This window comes from Xylanibacter caecicola, from assembly GCF_013166515.1.
Classification (GTDB): domain Bacteria; phylum Bacteroidota; class Bacteroidia; order Bacteroidales; family Bacteroidaceae; genus Prevotella; species Prevotella caecicola.
Window position 1 is genome coordinate 60294 of sequence record NZ_JABKKJ010000007.1, and the last position, 17597, is coordinate 77890.

The 17597-nt window shown below is 46.5% G+C and carries 15 protein-coding genes; 5 read left to right on the top strand and 10 right to left on the bottom strand.

Annotated features, from left to right (window positions below; translation table 11 throughout):
* Window positions 1-13 precede the first annotated feature (13 nt).
* Window positions 14-997, bottom strand: a complete 984-nt coding sequence (locus HPS54_RS06175; protein WP_172344592.1) for a hypothetical protein — start codon at window positions 995-997, stop codon at window positions 14-16.
* A complete protein-coding gene (locus HPS54_RS06180) occupies window positions 978-1964 on the bottom strand; it encodes a stage II sporulation protein M (protein WP_172344593.1) in 987 nt (328 codons plus the stop codon). The genes HPS54_RS06175 and HPS54_RS06180 overlap by 20 nt, the downstream gene beginning before the upstream one ends.
* Window positions 1965-2020: 56 nt before the next feature.
* On the opposite strand from HPS54_RS06180, the gene HPS54_RS06185 reads away from it, so the two are divergent.
* Complete coding sequence (locus HPS54_RS06185; protein WP_172344594.1) at window positions 2021-2755, top strand: RDD family protein; 735 nt, start codon at window positions 2021-2023, stop codon at window positions 2753-2755.
* Between the two features lie 827 nt (window positions 2756-3582).
* On the opposite strand, the gene HPS54_RS06190 is transcribed toward HPS54_RS06185, so the two are convergent.
* Complete coding sequence (locus HPS54_RS06190; RefSeq protein ID WP_172344595.1) at window positions 3583-4182, bottom strand: OmpH/Skp family outer membrane protein; 600 nt, start codon at window positions 4180-4182, stop codon at window positions 3583-3585.
* A gap of 284 nt (window positions 4183-4466) precedes the next feature.
* On the opposite strand from HPS54_RS06190, the gene HPS54_RS06195 reads away from it, so the two are divergent.
* On the top strand, window positions 4467-5924 hold the full coding sequence (locus HPS54_RS06195) for an aminoacyl-histidine dipeptidase (protein ID WP_172344596.1): 1458 nt from the start codon (window positions 4467-4469) through the stop codon (window positions 5922-5924).
* Between the two features lie 91 nt (window positions 5925-6015).
* Here the strand turns inward: HPS54_RS06195 and HPS54_RS06200 are convergent, their stop codons facing one another.
* The 5 genes from HPS54_RS06200 to HPS54_RS06220 all read right to left on the bottom strand — a co-directional run bounded on the left by HPS54_RS06200 (window position 6016) and on the right by HPS54_RS06220 (window position 9437).
* On the bottom strand, window positions 6016-6624 hold the full coding sequence (locus HPS54_RS06200; protein WP_253951952.1) for a Maf-like protein: 609 nt from the start codon (window positions 6622-6624) through the stop codon (window positions 6016-6018).
* Window positions 6625-6658: 34 nt separating this feature from the next.
* Window positions 6659-7177: a KdsC family phosphatase gene (locus tag HPS54_RS06205; RefSeq protein WP_172344597.1), complete on the bottom strand. Its 519-nt coding sequence runs from the start codon at window positions 7175-7177 to the stop codon at window positions 6659-6661.
* Window positions 7174-7968, bottom strand: a complete 795-nt coding sequence (locus HPS54_RS06210) for a Rossmann-like and DUF2520 domain-containing protein (RefSeq protein ID WP_172344598.1) — start codon at window positions 7966-7968, stop codon at window positions 7174-7176. The genes HPS54_RS06205 and HPS54_RS06210 overlap by 4 nt, the downstream gene beginning before the upstream one ends.
* 9 nt (window positions 7969-7977) lie before the next feature.
* Window positions 7978-8505 carry a nitroreductase family protein gene (locus HPS54_RS06215; protein WP_172344599.1) on the bottom strand — a complete coding sequence of 176 codons (528 nt, stop codon included), beginning with the start codon at window positions 8503-8505 and terminating at the stop codon, window positions 7978-7980.
* Between the two features lie 131 nt (window positions 8506-8636).
* Window positions 8637-9437, bottom strand: coding sequence for a M48 family metallopeptidase (locus tag HPS54_RS06220; RefSeq protein ID WP_172344600.1), 801 nt, complete (start codon window positions 9435-9437; stop codon window positions 8637-8639).
* Window positions 9438-10056: 619 nt separating this feature from the next.
* Between HPS54_RS06220 and HPS54_RS06225 the strand changes: the two genes are divergently transcribed.
* Both HPS54_RS06225 and HPS54_RS06230 read left to right on the top strand, forming a co-directional pair.
* Window positions 10057-11436 (top strand): MATE family efflux transporter, encoded by a 1380-nt coding sequence (locus tag HPS54_RS06225; protein WP_172344601.1) that lies wholly within the window; start codon window positions 10057-10059, stop codon window positions 11434-11436.
* 51 nt (window positions 11437-11487) lie between these two features.
* Window positions 11488-12474: a transporter gene (locus HPS54_RS06230; protein ID WP_172344602.1), complete on the top strand. Its 987-nt coding sequence runs from the start codon at window positions 11488-11490 to the stop codon at window positions 12472-12474.
* Window positions 12475-12575: 101 nt separating this feature from the next.
* Here the strand turns inward: HPS54_RS06230 and feoB are convergent, their stop codons facing one another.
* Together feoB and HPS54_RS06240 are read right to left on the bottom strand one after the other, a co-directional pair.
* A complete protein-coding gene (feoB, locus tag HPS54_RS06235; protein ID WP_172344603.1) occupies window positions 12576-15116 on the bottom strand; it encodes a ferrous iron transport protein B in 2541 nt (846 codons plus the stop codon).
* A 652-nt stretch (window positions 15117-15768) separates the two neighbouring features.
* Window positions 15769-16359 (bottom strand): prolyl-tRNA synthetase associated domain-containing protein, encoded by a 591-nt coding sequence (locus tag HPS54_RS06240; protein WP_216653049.1) that lies wholly within the window; start codon window positions 16357-16359, stop codon window positions 15769-15771.
* A 183-nt stretch (window positions 16360-16542) separates the two neighbouring features.
* On the opposite strand from HPS54_RS06240, the gene HPS54_RS06245 reads away from it, so the two are divergent.
* Window positions 16543-17589, top strand: coding sequence for a helix-turn-helix domain-containing protein (locus tag HPS54_RS06245; RefSeq protein ID WP_172344604.1), 1047 nt, complete (start codon window positions 16543-16545; stop codon window positions 17587-17589).
* The last annotated feature ends 8 nt before the right edge of the window (window positions 17590-17597 follow it).

The following is a 17597-nucleotide window of genomic DNA, read 5'->3' on the forward strand; positions in this document are numbered from 1 at the left end:
CGATCAATAATCTTTAATATTTGAAAAGCTCGCTGTCGTCGATGTTGTTGTCCGACAAACGTTCGAAATTATCCACATCGCGCTCTACCGACATGCCGTCTATCTTATCCGCCGCGTGACCATACTGTATGCCTATTCCGGTGTACATAAAAACGTATCCGACATACATACCGAACGCCTGCACCACTGCGAGCAGGTACATTATAATGGTATATACCGGCGAAGCTGCAAATCCTGCACTATCGGCTGTATCCGATACGAGAAAAACACTGCGTGCTATCATCATGATATACCAAGGCATGGCAGACGCACCCGAAATGACAGAAACAACAATATACATCACTAATATTACGGCAAAGATGCCTCCCCACGTCTTGAAACCAAGTCTGAAAGCTTTTGACATAGCCTGCATGACGGTTATATCTTCAACAATATATGCCGGTAATGATAGTGAAAGGGGTATCAAACAAACGATCAATGCAATAAAACACAGGACAAGAACAGCGGCAATGCCACTATCGGAACCTGCCGCAACGGACAATAATACCAGGACTAACACGAAAACAGAAATAAGAACAGTAACGACAAGTCCAAGAATGAACGAACGTTTCATTCCCCGCAAGAGATAAGGGCGGAAGCTGCCCAACGTCAGTCCTTCAAGCCGTTCGGCACGTTCGTTATACAATCTCATAAGTCCATAGACCAGTGACGAACAGACAAGCGAACCTATACACGCCATCAGCATAAACACCGAATAGCCTGCAATAAGAGAAAACAACTCTCCCGTTTGGGAATAGACATCCTCATTGATAGCTCCTTTCAAGGAATATTCCATGAATGTGTTCATTCCCAATGCCTGTACAATGCTGACAGGCAGAATAAGATAAAGAAGAAACTTGAACAGCAGTCTGCCGTTTTCAGACAGATAGTCGAATGTTGCGGAAAGTTTTTCGCTGAACGAGCGCGTGCGGTATAGTTCAATCTTTTTTCTTTGCATGACTTTCAATTTTATTTTGTTTGTTATTTATATGACAAGGCAATATGATAAAATAGAATATCACAAACGCCAACGACAGCAATATGAAACCAAGTCTAAACAGATATGGCAGTTCGGTATGACGGGTGACAAACCCTTCGACAAATCCGGCGACAATAAATATGGGGACAGTGCCGACAACTATCTTCAATCCGCGGCGTGCACCACGGCGAAAGGACACGAGACGTGAATACGTACCGGGAAACAGCCATCCGTTACCCAATGCCAGTCCCGCCGCACCGGCAACAACGACGGCAGACATTTCGAGTGTTCCGTGAAGGAACACTGTGAGAAAAGACTCGCCGAGAAGTCCGTGCTGCCAGAAGAATGTCTCGAAACAGCCTATCATTATACCGTTATAGAAAAGGCTCCAGCCCGTACCGATGCTCGTAAACAGTCCAAGGACAAATGTACGGAAAGCCACTCCTATATTATTAAAGGTTATATACAGGAACATGCTTGTCTCATCTCCTCCGGCATAGACATCCATGGGCTTCCCTTTGGCTATGTTGTCAAGAGTCATATCGACATAACCGTCGCCCAAAATCACACGCACAAACTCCGGATCGGCTGCCTGTGATATCATTCCTATTACGGCACTGACAAACATTATAAGGAAAGAAACTAACAGCAAACGGCGCTCATGATACATTACAAGGGGCACCTCGTGTGTCCAGAACGTCAACATACGCGACCATTTCTCACGCTTGTTCTTATAAATCTCGTTATGAATGGCAGATGCAAGGTTATTGAGATAGACGGTTATACGCGACTCCGGATAATGTGTCATGGCAAAAGCAAGATCTGATGTTATGCCGACATACATCTCGGCAAGTTCATCGGGCGTATACCAGAAAGTGTCATCCATAACATGCTCGGCTTTCTGCCACCTGTCTATATTGTTGCGTATGAAAACTATTTCTTTCATTATCAATGACAAAAATATAAATTAATTTGTATATTTGCAACATATTCCAACAAGAAATGGCTGCATCGGACATAATAACAGGACAGTTCGTCCGCATATCACAGACACCCGCAAGCATAGGAGACCGTATAATAGCAAGGATTATCGACATGATTGTCATCGTGCTGTATATGTTGTCTGTTTCTTTCATGTTATTCGGTGGAACTTCGATATTATCTTTTTTGAGCAACGAAATTACCATTGTCATCTTCTTTGCAGCATATCTCCCTGCCATATTTTATTCTTTCTTGTGCGAAACTTTCAACAACGGACAGACTCTCGGAAAGCGGATAATGAAAACACGTGTGGTAAAAGCTGACGGCTCTACGCCCGGTATGGGAGATTTTCTGATGAGATGGATGCTGCTGCTTGTAGACCTTCATATAAGTTGCATAGGACTTATTGCCATTATATGCACAAAAAGGAACCAGCGTTTCGGCGACCTTGCCGCCGGCACATTGGTCATAAAACAAGAAGAATACAAGAAAATGCACGTGTCGCTCGATGAGTTCAGCTATGCCAGAAAAGACTACCGCCCCGTATATCCCGAGGCTTCAAACCTGTCTTCCGGACAGATAGAAATAATAAGGAAGGCTATAAAAAGTTATGAACGCGACAACGGACAACAGGTTGCACGGCTTTCTAAAAAGATACAGGAAATGTTTGGAATAAAACCTAATGACAATGACAACATAAAGTTCCTTACCACATTGGTTCACGATTATCAATATTATATTATGGAACTTATATAAAAGAACATATCTGCATATGTTCCTATAAGAAAGTTTCCCCTTCGGCTGTAGAACGTTGTTTCTTCATTTCTTAATACCGCTCCCAAAATTACAAATTACAAATTGTCAATTATCAATTATTTTGCTCTTTTCCCTTTCTTTTTGATTTTTCATAACCCCGAAATACTGCGATATTCCGGAAAAAAGAAACTGGTTGAGCTGAATATCGCCAAAATCCGCGTGCAGATATAACGTATTCTATATCAAGATATTACATGTGTATGTATGAAAGTGTGCATCGATTGGAATAAGAAAGTTGCCTGATTACGTTGCAAAAGCAGCCCTTTTACCCTGCAAAATGCGGCATTTCAGACCGTAAAAGCACGTACTTTCCCCTCTTTTGCACGTGATATTGGAGAGAAAAACACGTAAGTTTATCATAAAACGCACACCTCTTCGCCATTTACAATCGCCCGTAACAACTTTTAACACGTAGAACAAGACTTCCGGACGACAGTTTTGAAATGACAAAATGATACGAGAATGCCATTTTAATTGGCTATCTGTAAAACAATTAATAATTGAAATACGCTAAATAATTGATAATTGAAGGGAAGCCAATGAAAGTTTGTTGATGCAGATTTTCTTAGAGTAGTGATGCTCCATGAATCATCCGAAACCGCATGCCCCCACTATATGCCAATCCCCATTGATTTTACACTGTCCCGAAAGTGTATGAACCTTGCAGAATAAAGACATGTTTTGCCACGCGCATATATATATAAAAAGGTGGAACGTCATGACGCTCCACCTTATTTATATATGCATAACAGAATGTTTACACTGCTTTATTTTGTCTCCTTCTTTGCCGGAGCAGGCTTGTAAGCCTTGTTCAGACCGGCAATAACTTCATTGGTTATATCGTATGCCTTGTCCGCATAAAGGATGTTGTCGCCTGCCTTGCTGAGAATAAGCGCATACTTCTTGTCCTTGTTGTAAGCGGCAAGATAGTGCTGTATACTGTCTCTCAGGGCTGTATTGAACTTCTCAGTCTCTGCCTGGAACTCATTTCCAAGACGCTGCTGCAAAGCGCGAAGATCGGCATCCTGCTTCTGAAGACCTGCCTGCACCGCTTCTGCCTGCTGCTGAGTGTACTTATTGCTCTGTATATCCTGCTGGAACTTTGCCGCAGCTGCCTGCAACGACTGTCCTTTTGCATTGATTGTGTTCTGAATATTCTGGCTTTTCTTCTGAAGAATCAGCGAATATTCCTTACAAAACTTATACTGTGACATGATAGAATCAACTTCCACATAAGCAATCTTTGTAGCAACAGCATCAGCCGAAGCTTGTGTTTTCTCTTCCACTTTCGGAGCCTGATTATTACAAGCTGTCATGGCAACAGCTACAAAAGCAACCGACATAGTGCGGATAATAGTTTTTTTCATTTTTGGATATTGTATGTTTTTAATTATTAAGCTTTTTCTTCCGGCGTTCGTCCCGATCCTGTTTAAGCACACATCCTATCTTGCGCTTGCGCATATCCGGGCTATCACCGACATGAAATGACGAAAAACGACCACCCTTACACAAAACTATCTTTATGCACAATAACAGCATTGATATAGCAATTATTAACACGCTAAAGAGCAGAGTTTCTGTCATTTTTTCTTATTTTTGCATGCAAAGATAATGATTTCTTTATGAATAAACTATAAAAAATAGATTAATAATGAATAAAAGTGACTTAAAACCCGCTTGCGTCTTTGAACATTTTGCAAAGATAAACGAAATACCACGTCCTTCAAAGCACGAAGAGAAAATGATTGAATATCTGAAGGAGTTTGGTGAAAGCAGAAATCTTGAGACCGTCGTCGATGAAACCGGTAATGTGATAATAAGGAAACCGGCGACAAAAGGATATGAGGACAGGCAGACGATAATACTGCAAAGCCACATGGACATGGTATGCGAAAAGCTGGTGGAAGTGGACATCGACTTTACAAAAGACCCTATCCGGACATACATAGACGGCGAATGGATGAAGGCGGAAGGCACTACACTTGGAGCCGACGACGGCATCGGATGCGCCATGGAACTTGCACTGCTCGACAGTAATGACATAGAACACGGTCCGATAGAGTGCGTATTTACCCGGGATGAAGAGACCGGACTGACCGGCGCCATGGGCATGAAAGCAGGATTTATGACCGGAGACATGCTCATAAACCTTGACAGTGAAGATGAGGGACAATTCTTCATAAGTTGTGCAGGAGGCATGACAACCAACGCTGTATTCAACTTCGAGCGCGAAAACGCACCTTCCGGATACTTCTTCATGAAGGCTTCGCTGAAAGGACTCAACGGCGGACACAGCGGAGACGATATAAACAAGAAACTTGCAAACGGCATCAAGATACTGTCACGTTTCCTCTATACGGAACAGGAGAAGCACGATCTGCGCCTTGTATCGTTCAACTCGGGACGCATGCACAATGCCATTCCACGCGACGGTGTCGTTGTTTTTGCCGTGCCGGCGGATGCCAAGGAGGATGTACGCGTAGACTGGAATGTGCTTGTAAGCGATGTCGAGGAGGAATTTCACGTTACAGAGAAGAGCATGGAGTTTCATCTTGAAAGCACAGACGAGGCACCGGTTCTTCCCAAAGAGACAAGCCGCAAGTTCATCATGGCAATGCAGGCAGTAGACAACGGAGTATTCTCAATGTGCCAGGACGAGGCTCTGTCATGGATGGTCGAGACATCGAGCAACGTGGCAAGCGTGACTACAGCCGACAACAGCATAACAGTTGTGGCGTCACAACGTTCAAACGTGATGAGCAATCTGCGCAACATGGGCAATACCATTAAGGCTGCATTCCAGCTTGGCGGTGCAGAAGTGACACAAGGTGACGGTTATCCTGCATGGAAAATGAACCCGAACAGCCGGCTTACAGCCATCGTTACGGAGACATACAGGAAACTGTTCAACAAAGAACCAAAGGTTCTGGGTATACACGCAGGTCTTGAATGCGGTCTGTTTGCAGAAAGATACCCCAATCTTGACATGGTGTCCTTCGGTCCTACACTGCGCGGCGTCCACTCTCCGGACGAACGTCTGCTGATACCGACGGTACAGATGGTATGGGATCATCTGCTTGAAATATTGAAAAACATTCCGGCTAAGTAAAAGCGGAACATACATTACATAAAAGAAAGGGGCTGTGTCTTTAACCAAGCGGTTTGACACAGCTCCTTTATTCTTTGTCCTTAGTCTCTGATTATCCCAAATTCAGAAGTTCCTGATATATCCTTTGAACAGGCAGCCCCATTACATTGAAATAACTTCCGCAAAGTCCGGTCACGCCGATATACCCTATCCATTCCTGAATACCGTATGCACCGGCTTTGTCGAAAGGCTTGTAATTGTCGATGTAATAATCTATCTCACCGGTGGTAAGTTCCTTAAAGGTGACATCAGTTGTCACGGAAAAGACACGGCGTGACGACGATGTAAGCAAGCACACTCCCGTTGTAACCTGATGTGTCCTGCCGCTGAGCATTGCCAACATCCTCCGTGCATCCTCACGGTCTGCCGGTTTTCCCAATATTTCGTTACCGGCAATGACAACTGTATCTGCGGTTATTACCAGCGTATTGTCCGCCAACATATCCATATAAGCGTCGGCTTTCCTGCCTGCAATATATGTCGCGACGTCACATGGCGGCGTATCCGACGGATATTCCTCCGATATACCGTCGATAACCTTCACTTCAAAGTCAAGTCCAAGTCCTGACAACAGTTCCTTACGACGCGGACTGTTGCTGCCCAATATTATCCTGTATGTTCTGCCCTCGCCTATAAAGGCATTGTTCTTAAGCATTTCCATAAATCCTTTATTTATTCCATTGCATTGAATAGTGTCACCAACCAAAAGCCTTTGCGTCGCTCATCCATTTTCCATGCACACGCAACACCTGCTCGATGATATCGCGCCCGCAGCCCATACCGCCGTTGCGGTTGCTTATATATATGCTTATGTCCTTTATCTCGGGGCAGGCGTCAGCCGGACAACACGGACATCCGCAACGTTTCATAATCTCATAGTCGGGTATGTCATCGCCCATATACAGGATTTCATCATCGGTCAATGAGTATTTGGCAAGGAACTCTTCGTATGTCTTTATCTTTACCGAGCACTTCATATATACATCGGCAACGCCAAGACCGGTATAGCGGCGATAAACACTTTCCGTGTTGCCACCTGTCATTATGGCAATGTGCAGCCCCTGCTTGCAGGCAAGCTGTATGGCATATCCGTCCTTTATGTTCACGGTACGCATCGGTTCGCCGTCGGGGTGCATGGATATTACCTCGGAGCTAAGCACTCCGTCGACATCAAAGATGATTGCCTTTATTTTCTTCAAATCATAATTTATCATTGCATTGCGTCCTTTCTCTGTCTTTCAGACATTTCGTGTATACTGCGGCTCATATCCTCATATATGTTCCTCAACAACGGTTCGGAACTCAGCATCTCTGCCTGACGGCTTATCACATTGACGTCATAACGCACCGCAGGTCCGGTCTGAGCCTCAACCGGACGCATCAGACGAGCCTTCGCCACCACCTCATCTATAAGCGGATACATCACGTCGAACGGTATGCCGCATCCTGACAACAGTTCGGAGGATATTGAAAAACAATGGTTGACAAAGTTCGAGGCAAACACAGCGGCAAGATGCAGCACACGCCTGCCGTCGGACGAGAGGTCGTAGACATGGTCCGAAACGGTATGTGCCAGTTCCTTCGCAGCGGTCAGCACGGCATCGTTACTGCCCTCTATGAAACAAGGAATGACGCTAAAGTCCACCTCACGTTCTTTCGAGAATGTCTGCATGGGATAAAACACTCCGTAGTTGCGCGCCATGCCGTCAAAGACATCGATACTAATGCTGCCTGCCGTATGCAGGAATGTCTTGTCGCCTCTGTTCATGCACAACGAAGGAAGAAGCGATGCAAGCGCACTGTCTTTTACCGCAATGATGTATACGGAAGCCGTATCATCCACATCGGAAATACGGTTGACAGGCTCCGCATCCAGTATGCGGGCAAGCGTCGCGGCGGACTCTTCCGTCCGGCTGTACACCTGAACGATGTTATGCCCTGCCTTCAAGAGCGCCTTGCCGAGATTGACAGCCAGGTTTCCGGCACCGATGAGAGTTATATCCATGAGAGATGTCTAATATTTGTCAACATGCACATTCTCCCACTTCAGCTTGTCATCGCTCTGAGGCTTGCGTTCATCCGCCTTATGCCCGATACCTATCACACACAGGGGCTCCAGATTTTCGGGTATATCCAGTATTCCGCGTATCACGGTGGCGGCATCCGTACCGTCGGACAGTCCGCGCCCGCGCATCTGTGCCCAGCAAGAACCCAGTCCCAGGTCCTCCGCCTGATATTGAATTGCGACAGCCGCTATGGAGCAGTCTTCTATCCAGCAGTCGTTCAGCACGGGATTGCCGAGAACGACGATTGCAAGAGCCGCTTCTTTCAGGAACTGCGAGCCGAGTTCCTTGGCGTCCGCTATCTTTTCCATGTCCGTCTTATCATCGACAACGACAAACTCCCACGAACGTTGTCCTTTCGACGTCGGCGACATAAGTGCCGCCCTGAGTATCATCTTGACATCCTCCGCCGATATCTCCGCACCGGTAAACTTGCGGTGGCTGCGGCGCAACTGCACCAACTCACTAAAATCTTTCATCTTTTGATCTATGGCTTTTGTTAAACTGATGCAAAGATAGCCAATTTAACGCTAAAACACAAATGCGGCACAAACTCGTTTAGGATAAACAACCGGTGAGTTTGTGCCGCAAATCAATCATACGAACCGCATTATTTGTTTTCCGGACGTGCAATGCCGTCTGCCTTGGCACGTTCCGCCATTTTCTTTATACGCTTTGCCGTATCGGGATGAGTGGAGAACATCTTCTGCATCTTGCTGCTTTTGTCCGAGCCTGCCTGTTCTTCAAGAGACTTGAGCTTCTCGAAAGAAAGAGCTATGGACCATGGATTCTTGCCGTTCTTCTTCAGGAAGTCATATCCGTAATCGTCGGCATCGCTCTCCTGCTTCTGCGAGAACGAAGAGTTGAGCAGAGCCTCTCCAAGTCCGCCGAGCTGCGAATCGGTCAGGGCTGCAGCCTTTGAACCCGACGCCGCGATACCGTCCTTAAGCGCCGACGTGAGCAGCGCCGTGCGGAATGCTTTCTTCGAGTGTTTCAGTGCAACGTGTCCAAGCTCATGCCCGATAACGCCCAGCAGCTCGTCATCTGTCATTATGTCCATCAGCGAAGAGAACACGCGCACGCTTCCGTCAGGACAGGCAAAGGCGTTTACATCGATAACGTCGTACACCTTAAAGTTGAGAGGAATGCCTTCCACCTCTGTCAGCCCCTGAGTGAGTTTGTTCAGACGCACGGTATAGGGGTCGTTTGCGGCGCAAACCTTGTTGTTCTTGTCCATCCAGTCGATAGACTCCTTGACATACTGCGCCATCTGGGCATCGGTGAGCGTTGCCGCCTTGCCTGCTTTAAGGGCGCCGCTTGCCGCCTTGCCGATATTAAACTGTGCCATTGCCGGCGTTCCACACAAAGTCATCAGCAGCAACACTGCCACTTTTGTAAAAATCTTTTTCATAAAAAATTATACTTTACCTATTTAAAAACATCTTATTTACTTTTTAAACCCCGTTTCCTTTACTTTATTATAAAAAACGGCACTTATTTCAATCTCGTTACAGTCCGGACAGCCTCTTTGGCGACGCGAAAGAGAGTATATACATTATATATATAAGAGGATGCTTATTCAGATGAACCATCCGGAAGGTGTATGAAAGATTAAAACATGCTGTACGGGTTTCTATCGCATATGAGATACAAACGTAACGCATATGAGATAGAATCATAACGCATATGAGATAGAAATGTAACGCATATGAGATAGAAATGTAACGCATATGAGATAGAAATGTAACGCATATGAGATAGAAATGTAACGCATATGAGATAGAAATGTAACGCATATGAGATAGAAATGTAACGCATATGTTTAAGGATGCCGGGCAATATCCTTACACATCGGATGCAGGTACGGCGGCAACGAAAAACGCATGAAACACGCTACATAAATACTCCATACACCCGTTGTTTCTCAATTATTTATACTAACTTTGCAAGCCGTTTCGACGACATTACGACGTCATCCTACGAGATTTGACATTACTTTTACACGCTACAAACGAAAGGCTTACATATATATGCAACAACTTGTATCTTTTTTCGCACGATATAAAAAACAATACCGGCAGAACCTTATGCTGGCACTGCCCGTTGTGCTGACCCAACTGGGACAGATATTCACGCAGGTGGTAGACAATCTTATGATAGGACACTACGGCGGCAGCGCTCCCGAGCCTCTCGCCGCCGTATCTTTCGGCGGTTCGGTGTTTACGATACTGTATCTTGCATCCATTGGCATGGCACTTGGAATGACACCGCTCATCGGCGAGCTTTATGTACAGGGCAACCGGCATCGCTCATCGATGCTGTTGCAAAACGGCATGGCGTTCTATGTGTTGCTCGGCGTGGCTGTATCGGCTGTGCAATATGCTTTTGTGCCGGTGATGTACCGCCTCGGACAACCCGCAGATGTGGTGGACATGGCTGTTCCATACTACAACATGCTTGTCATGAGCGTGCCGTTTGTCATGCTTTTCTTTGCTTTCAAACAGTTTCTCGAGGGCACGGGCAATACAAAAGTGGAACTTATGGTGACTATTGCCGCAAACATCGTCAATTGTATGCTCAATTATATATTCATCTTCGGCAATTTAGGGTGCACAGAGATGGGTGTCGAGGGTGCCGGACTCGGCACGCTGTTGTCGCGCGTAGCCGCGGCAATACTCATAACCGGCTACTTCGTATGGCGAAAAGACTATCGTGCATATCTTAAAGACTTCGCCCTGAAGCACTTTTCACCGGGCGATGTGCGCCGTCTGCTGCGCATGGGCCTGCCCATATCCGCACAGATGTTTCTCGAATCGTCGGCGTTCATAGGCACGGGCATAATGATGGGCTGGCTGAGCAAAGAGGCTATCAGTGCCAACCAGATAGCCAGCACCATGAGCACAAGCGCATTTATGATAGTATTGTCGATAGGTGCCGCCACAACGATACGCACCTCCCACTGCTACGGGCGCCGCGACATCGCCGAACTGTCCATGGCTGTAAAGGCGTCGTATCATCTCGTGCTGGCATGGAACACATTTGCCGCCATAGTCTTTATATCGCTTTGCAACTTCATACCGGCGCTCTTTACCGAAAACACCGAGGTTATCGACATCGCCTCTTCTCTGTTCATCGTCATGGCTCTCTTCCAACTGTCCGACGGTGTGCAGAACGTGTCGGTGGGCGTATTGCGGGGCATACAGGACGTGAAGATAATCATGCCCATAGCCTTCACTGCCTATTGGCTGCTCAATCTGCCCGTGGGATATCTGCTGGCATTCACTCTCGGCATGGGACCAACGGGCATGTACGTGGGGTATATCGTCGGACTGTCTGTCGCCGCCATACTCATGATCGGGCGCATACGCCGCAGGATAAGGGGCATGAGGGCGCAAGCCGCCGCGCGCTGACGGGTTGTTCACGGGATATGTTTTTCCAAACAGCATAAATACTGACAATCAATGAACATCATACGATTTATAAAGAACTGGACGCTGCCGTTGGCGATGATTGCTGGCGTCGTAAGTTATTTCGCTTACGTCCGACTGCCTTTCTTCGCACCTACACGCCCCTACGCTAACGCCGTTGTGGGTGTGGTGCAGCCGCTGCTTATCTTCTCGATGCTCTTCCTGACGTTCTGCAAGATTTCGTTCGACGAGCTGCACCTGCGTCGTTGGCACCTCTGGCACATACTGATACAGACGGGACTCTTTGCCATACTGTCGTGTATACTCATGATTTTCCCCTACCTGCACTGCCGTGTGCTCATAGAGAGCGCCATGCTCTGCCTGCTGTGTCCCACTGCAACAGCGGCGGCGGTGGTAACAGCCAAGCTCGACGGCAGCGCGGCAAGCATCACGGCATATACAATTATCATCAATCTCGCAGTGGCAGTCATCGCTCCGCTGCTGTTGCCCCTGGCTCATCCTCATGAAGGACTGACGTTCCTGCCTACATTCACGATGATACTTCACAAAGTGTTTCCCATGCTCATCTGCCCGCTTATTGCCGCATGGGCGGTGCGCCGTTGGTGTCCGAAACTGCTTAACGTTGTTCTAAAGGTAAAAGACCTCTCGTTTTATCTTTGGGCAGTGGCACTTGCCATAGCCATCGCCGTCACCGTAAAGGCAATCGTACACAGCACCGTACCGGTGGAATACGAGATTGCCATAGCGGCAGTGTCGTTGGCATGCTGCCTTTTTCAGTTTGCCGCAGGCAAGCGCATCGGCAGTGCTTACGGAGAACGGACAGAGGGCGGACAGGCTCTCGGACAAAAGAACACGGTATTTATAATATGGATGGGATACACATTCCTGTCGCCCGTAACGGCAGTTGCCGGAGGCTTCTACAGTGTTTGGCACAACATCATAAACTCGTGGCAGTTGTATAAGAAGAGGGAGAGAAGGGAAAGAAAGGAGATAAAAGGAGATAAGGGAAGATATTCTTAAAAGGAGATAAAGGGAGATAAAGGACAATTGTCTTGTATCAAGCAACAAAGCATTTGTCTCCTATCTCCCTTTATCTTCCCCTTATCTTCCCTTATCTCCTTTTATATAACCAACCTCCCCACCTGATACACCGCCGCGGATATCATCCATGCAAGCACCGTGGTATATATGGCGGCAAACAATGCCCAGCGCCAGCTGCCCGTCTCGCTCTTTATCGCCGTGATTGTAGCTATGCACGGGAAATAAATCAGCACAAACAGCAGGTAGCAGAAGGCTATGAGCGGCGTGATGCCGTTGGCAGACATCTTGTGATACAGTCCCGAATACTTCTCCGTGTCCTCCGTTATGTTGTCGTCGCCGGCATAAAGCACGCCTATGGTGGAGGCAACTATCTCTTTGGCACCAATTCCGGCAACAAGTCCCACATCAAGTTTCCAGTCAAATCCCTGCGCCTTGAACACCGGTTCTATCGCCTTGCCAATCTGTCCAATGTAACTCTGTTCCTGTTGCTCCGTGGGATTCAGTTCCTTGTTGTGTGGGAAATACCCCAACGCCCATACAATGATACTGGCAACAAGGATGATGTCTCCCATTTTCTTAAGATATTGCTTGCCCTTTTCCCATGTGTGTCGGGCTATAGCCTTGGCTGTAGGTATGCGGTATGGCGGCAGTTCCATAACGAAAGGAGTGTCCTCGCCCTTTATAAGCCACCGGCTGAACACGCGGCTCATCAGTACGGCAAGCAGCAGTCCTATGGCATAGAGCGATATCATTATAAAACTCCGGTATTCCACGGCGAAGAACGTGCCCGTAATCATTATATATATAGGTAGCCTTGCCGAGCAACTTATCATAGGCAGTATGAGCATTGTTATCAGCCGGCTGCGGCGGCTCTCTATGGTACGTGTCGCCATTATGGCGGGAACGTTGCAGCCGAAGCCCATTATCAGCGGTATGAACGACTTGCCGTGCAGCCCCATCTTGTGCATCAGCTTGTCCATGATGAAAGCCACGCGCGCCATATACCCGCTGTCTTCCATAAAAGATATGAACATGTAGAGAATGAGTATCTGCGGCAGGAAGACGATGACGGCTCCCACACCGCCGATGATGCCGTCGCTTATCATGTCCTTCAGCGGACCGTCTGCCATTGTGGAGCTTACGAAGCTGCCGAGCGCCCCTACCCCGGCTTCAATCCAGTCCATGGGATACTGTCCCAAGGAGAATGTAACCTGGAACATGACGTACAGGAAGAAGATGAACATCGGGAAACCGACGTACTTGTTGGTTACGATGTTGTCGATGATATGCGTCACGAGATAAGTGTCCTGCTTCTTGCCTTCTTCAAAGCCGGCTTCCTGCAGCGCGCCGTGTATGAACCCGTATTTTGCGTTCATTATGGCTGTCTCGCTGTCTTCTTTAGTGTCTTTCCTTATGTCCTCGGCTGTTTCGTCGCGCAGTTGGAGTATCTTTTTGCCGTTCGGCAGACCGCTTACCACCCTTTCCGTCTCCTTGTCCATCTCGAGAAGTTTTATGGCAAGGTAGCGTGTGGAATATTTGTGGCGTATCTGTTCGTTGTTCTGCAGTTCGGTCTTTATGGTATCGATACCTTCTTCTATATATTTACCGTGGTTAAGATGTATATGTCTGTAAACGCTCTTATTGGGTTTGTCGCCGTGCGCGAAGTCTTCCGCATGGTCGCCTCCGTGATTGTTCTCATAGTTTTTGTGCCACTCCTGCAGGTCTTTGGCAACCTCAGGGTTGATGTTTCCGTCCTTGTCGAGAAAGTCGACGCCCTCATACATGTTTATTATGATATGGAACAGCAGGTCGACGCCCTTGCCTGTCTTGAACACGGTGGGAACCATGGGCACGCCGAGCAACTGTCCCAGTTTGCTGTGGTCGAGCTTGTCGCCGCGTGCCTCGAACTCGTCGAACATGTTCAGCGCACATATCATAAGCAGATGCATGTCTACAAGCTGTGTCGTGAGATACAGATTACGCTCGAGATTGGACGAGTCGATTACGTTTATTATTATATCCGGCGTGTTGTCTATTATCTGCTTGCGGACATAAAGTTCCTCGGGACTGTAGGCTGAAAGCGAATATGTGCCGGGCAGGTCTACGATATTGAACTCGTAACCCTCAAAATATGCCCGTCCCTCCTTGGCATCCACCGTCACACCCGAGTAGTTTCCGACGCGCTCGTGAGCGCCGGAAACGAAGTTGAACAGCGATGTTTTTCCACAATTAGGATTGCCGACGAGTGCCACGTTTATCGTCCGTCGCTTTCTCTTTGCCGCATCTTGCAACTGCTTGTCGGTCAGCCGGGCATCGCTGCATCCGTCATTGTCGTTTATGGTATATCCGCCGTTCTCTCCGTTGTCGCCGTTCTGCTGTTCGGCGTTTCTCGCCTCTTCCTCCGATATCACCTCTATCATCTCCGCCTCGGCACGGCGCAGTGATATCTCATAGCCCATGAGCTTGTATTTTACAGGGTCGCGCAGCGGAGCGTTGAGCAAAACCTCCACAACCTTACCCTTTATAAATCCCATTTCGACGATGCGTTTGCGGAAGCCTCCGTGTCCGGCAACCTTCACCACAACCGCCTTGTCGCCTGTTTTCAATTCTGATAACTTCATCTGTTATGTTTTTCGTTTTTCTATACAAAGATAATACGCGAGTTCGGGATAATGGACATCCAAACATATCCTCCTCATGTAAGGACATATGCTTGTATTTGTCCCTACCATGAAGAGAACACGACTGAAGCTATTATTTCTTATCCCTAACTCATGTAAGGATAATGCAAGCCGAACGCAATCAAGCTGCAATCCTTATATCTGTTTGCCGTGCGGACCACATGCTGTCTCATGTTGTCACGACGCAGCTTATCTTATGCAAAGGTAGTAAGAATATTTTAAAGACAATCAGAGCATGTGCGATAATACCTATAATTGGGTATTCCGCCCTTGCCGCTCATCTGTTTCCAGTCATTATCCGTATGACCTTCTCCCGTGTAACGCCGTCTGTTTTTGCAGAAGATGATGTATTGCACTCCAAAAGATGCCCTTTTGCAGCGTAAAAGGACACCTTTTAGAGTCCAATAAGCCGTCTCTTGCAATGCAAACGGTATAGTATTGTATATCAGAAAGTTATATATTGCTTACGGATGATTGCTGATAATGCTTTGCGATATGCCGTGTACAGGACGGTTCAGATGAAAATATTATATATTGTTTTTGTGTTGATGCCGTTTATATTCACAGCAAAGATATTGCAATGCCTCTTTTTTCATAACGTCACGACTATCGGTTCATGGTGTATCGCCGGCAGTATCTTTCCGATCAGGTCTCGTGTTCTCATTCGCAGACTTGACGTGTTGATGCAGGGGTGACATCCCACGTATTCACTCTTCAGCACGTCGCTGTCTATCAGCAGCTGCACCGCATTATCCTTATCGTTCATCAGTCCTAATACTGATACCGACCCCGGAGTAATGTCAAGATACCTCAGCATGTCTTCCTCTCCGGCAAACGACAGACGTGCAGAGTTTATCTGTGCCGAAAGGTTCTTGGTAAGAAACTTCTTGTCGCCCGGTATCATGAGCAGATAGAACCGTGTTCTCTGCTTGTTGCACAAAAACAGGTTCTTACATATTATGGCGTGCCGTGTGCGTTCCTCACTGCTTTCCGCCTTAAACTCTTCCAACGTCATCCGTCCGAAAGCAGCATTTATCTCGGCACAAACCTCCATCGTCATTGCCGCCTCATGGTCAAGCCTGTCATATTCCACGCCAATCCCGTCGAGCAGTTCATACACCCTCCGTTCCCGTTCCTGCCTCCCGTCAAAGTCCTCCGGTCTTCCTTTATATATTGTCAACATTTGATTTAAAATCAATTAATCTATCATTCGTGCTCTAAGCTATAAAACGGCAGAAACGCAACAATATTGTTTCTGTTTATTAAAGAAGAGAGTTATAATAAAATCATAAAAAACTTTAAATAGACATATTTTGGATTACAAAAAACAGATATTTTATATATTTGTAACCATACAATTATATATATGAGAAAATTTAATCATTCAAGAATAAAGATAGCACGCAAATCCGGACGAATGTCAATGGATGATTTGGTCGCGAGAATGGGTGATAAGGCTATAAGCAAGAACTCTATATCCAGGATAGAGCGCGGACTGCTATGTCCATCGGCCAGGACTCTTGAAGCAATAGCCTGTGCGTGTAATGTCCCGCAGTCTTACTTTTATGATAGTGATGTAAGTATTGGAAAGCTAGATTTCCGTTTTGCGAAGACCATGCCGGTAAAGGAAGCGGAACGGATTGAGGCGTTGGTGACTTCTGATATACAGAAATACTTTTCTGTGGAAAAAACGGTAAACCCTGAGGGAACAGAATACAACCCGTTGAAAAGAATGTCTATAGGAACTTATGATGATGTGGAAAATGTCGCTGTGAATTTGCGTAAGAAGATGTATATAGGAAACCAACCTATCTTTTCGGTTTACGAATTGCTTATGAATTGTGGTGTCCGTATAATCGAGGTTGATATAAAGAACGATGATTTCTTGGGAGTTTCTACATTTGTTTGTGATTACATCCCTGTTGTTGTGATAAACAGTAGAGTCAATACTACGACCGAACGTAAAAGGTTTACAGCACTTCACGAACTGGCACATCTTATCCTGAACATAAAGCCTTTGTCTGAAACTGCAGGCGATGCAGAAGAAAATAAATATAGCGACCTTTCTTATAAAGTATCTATGAAAAGACCTACAACAGAAAGAATTTGTAACTATTTCGCCGCAGCAATGCTGTTGCCACAGCCCTGTATTTATGCCCGTTTGGGACATAGGCGTACTGGTCTGTCTTTGTCGGAACTTATCAGTATACGCTGCATGTATGGCATAAGCATAGCCGCAACAGTGCACAGATGTCATGACCTTGCCATAATAGACGATACGGAATATGATAACCTATATGACAATATGATAAAAAAGAACACCATGGAAACAGGATGGGGTGAATTTCCGATAAAGGAAAAGGCAGATAGGATGCAACTGCTTGAAGAGCGGATAAGGAAAGAATTACTATAACTTAAAAT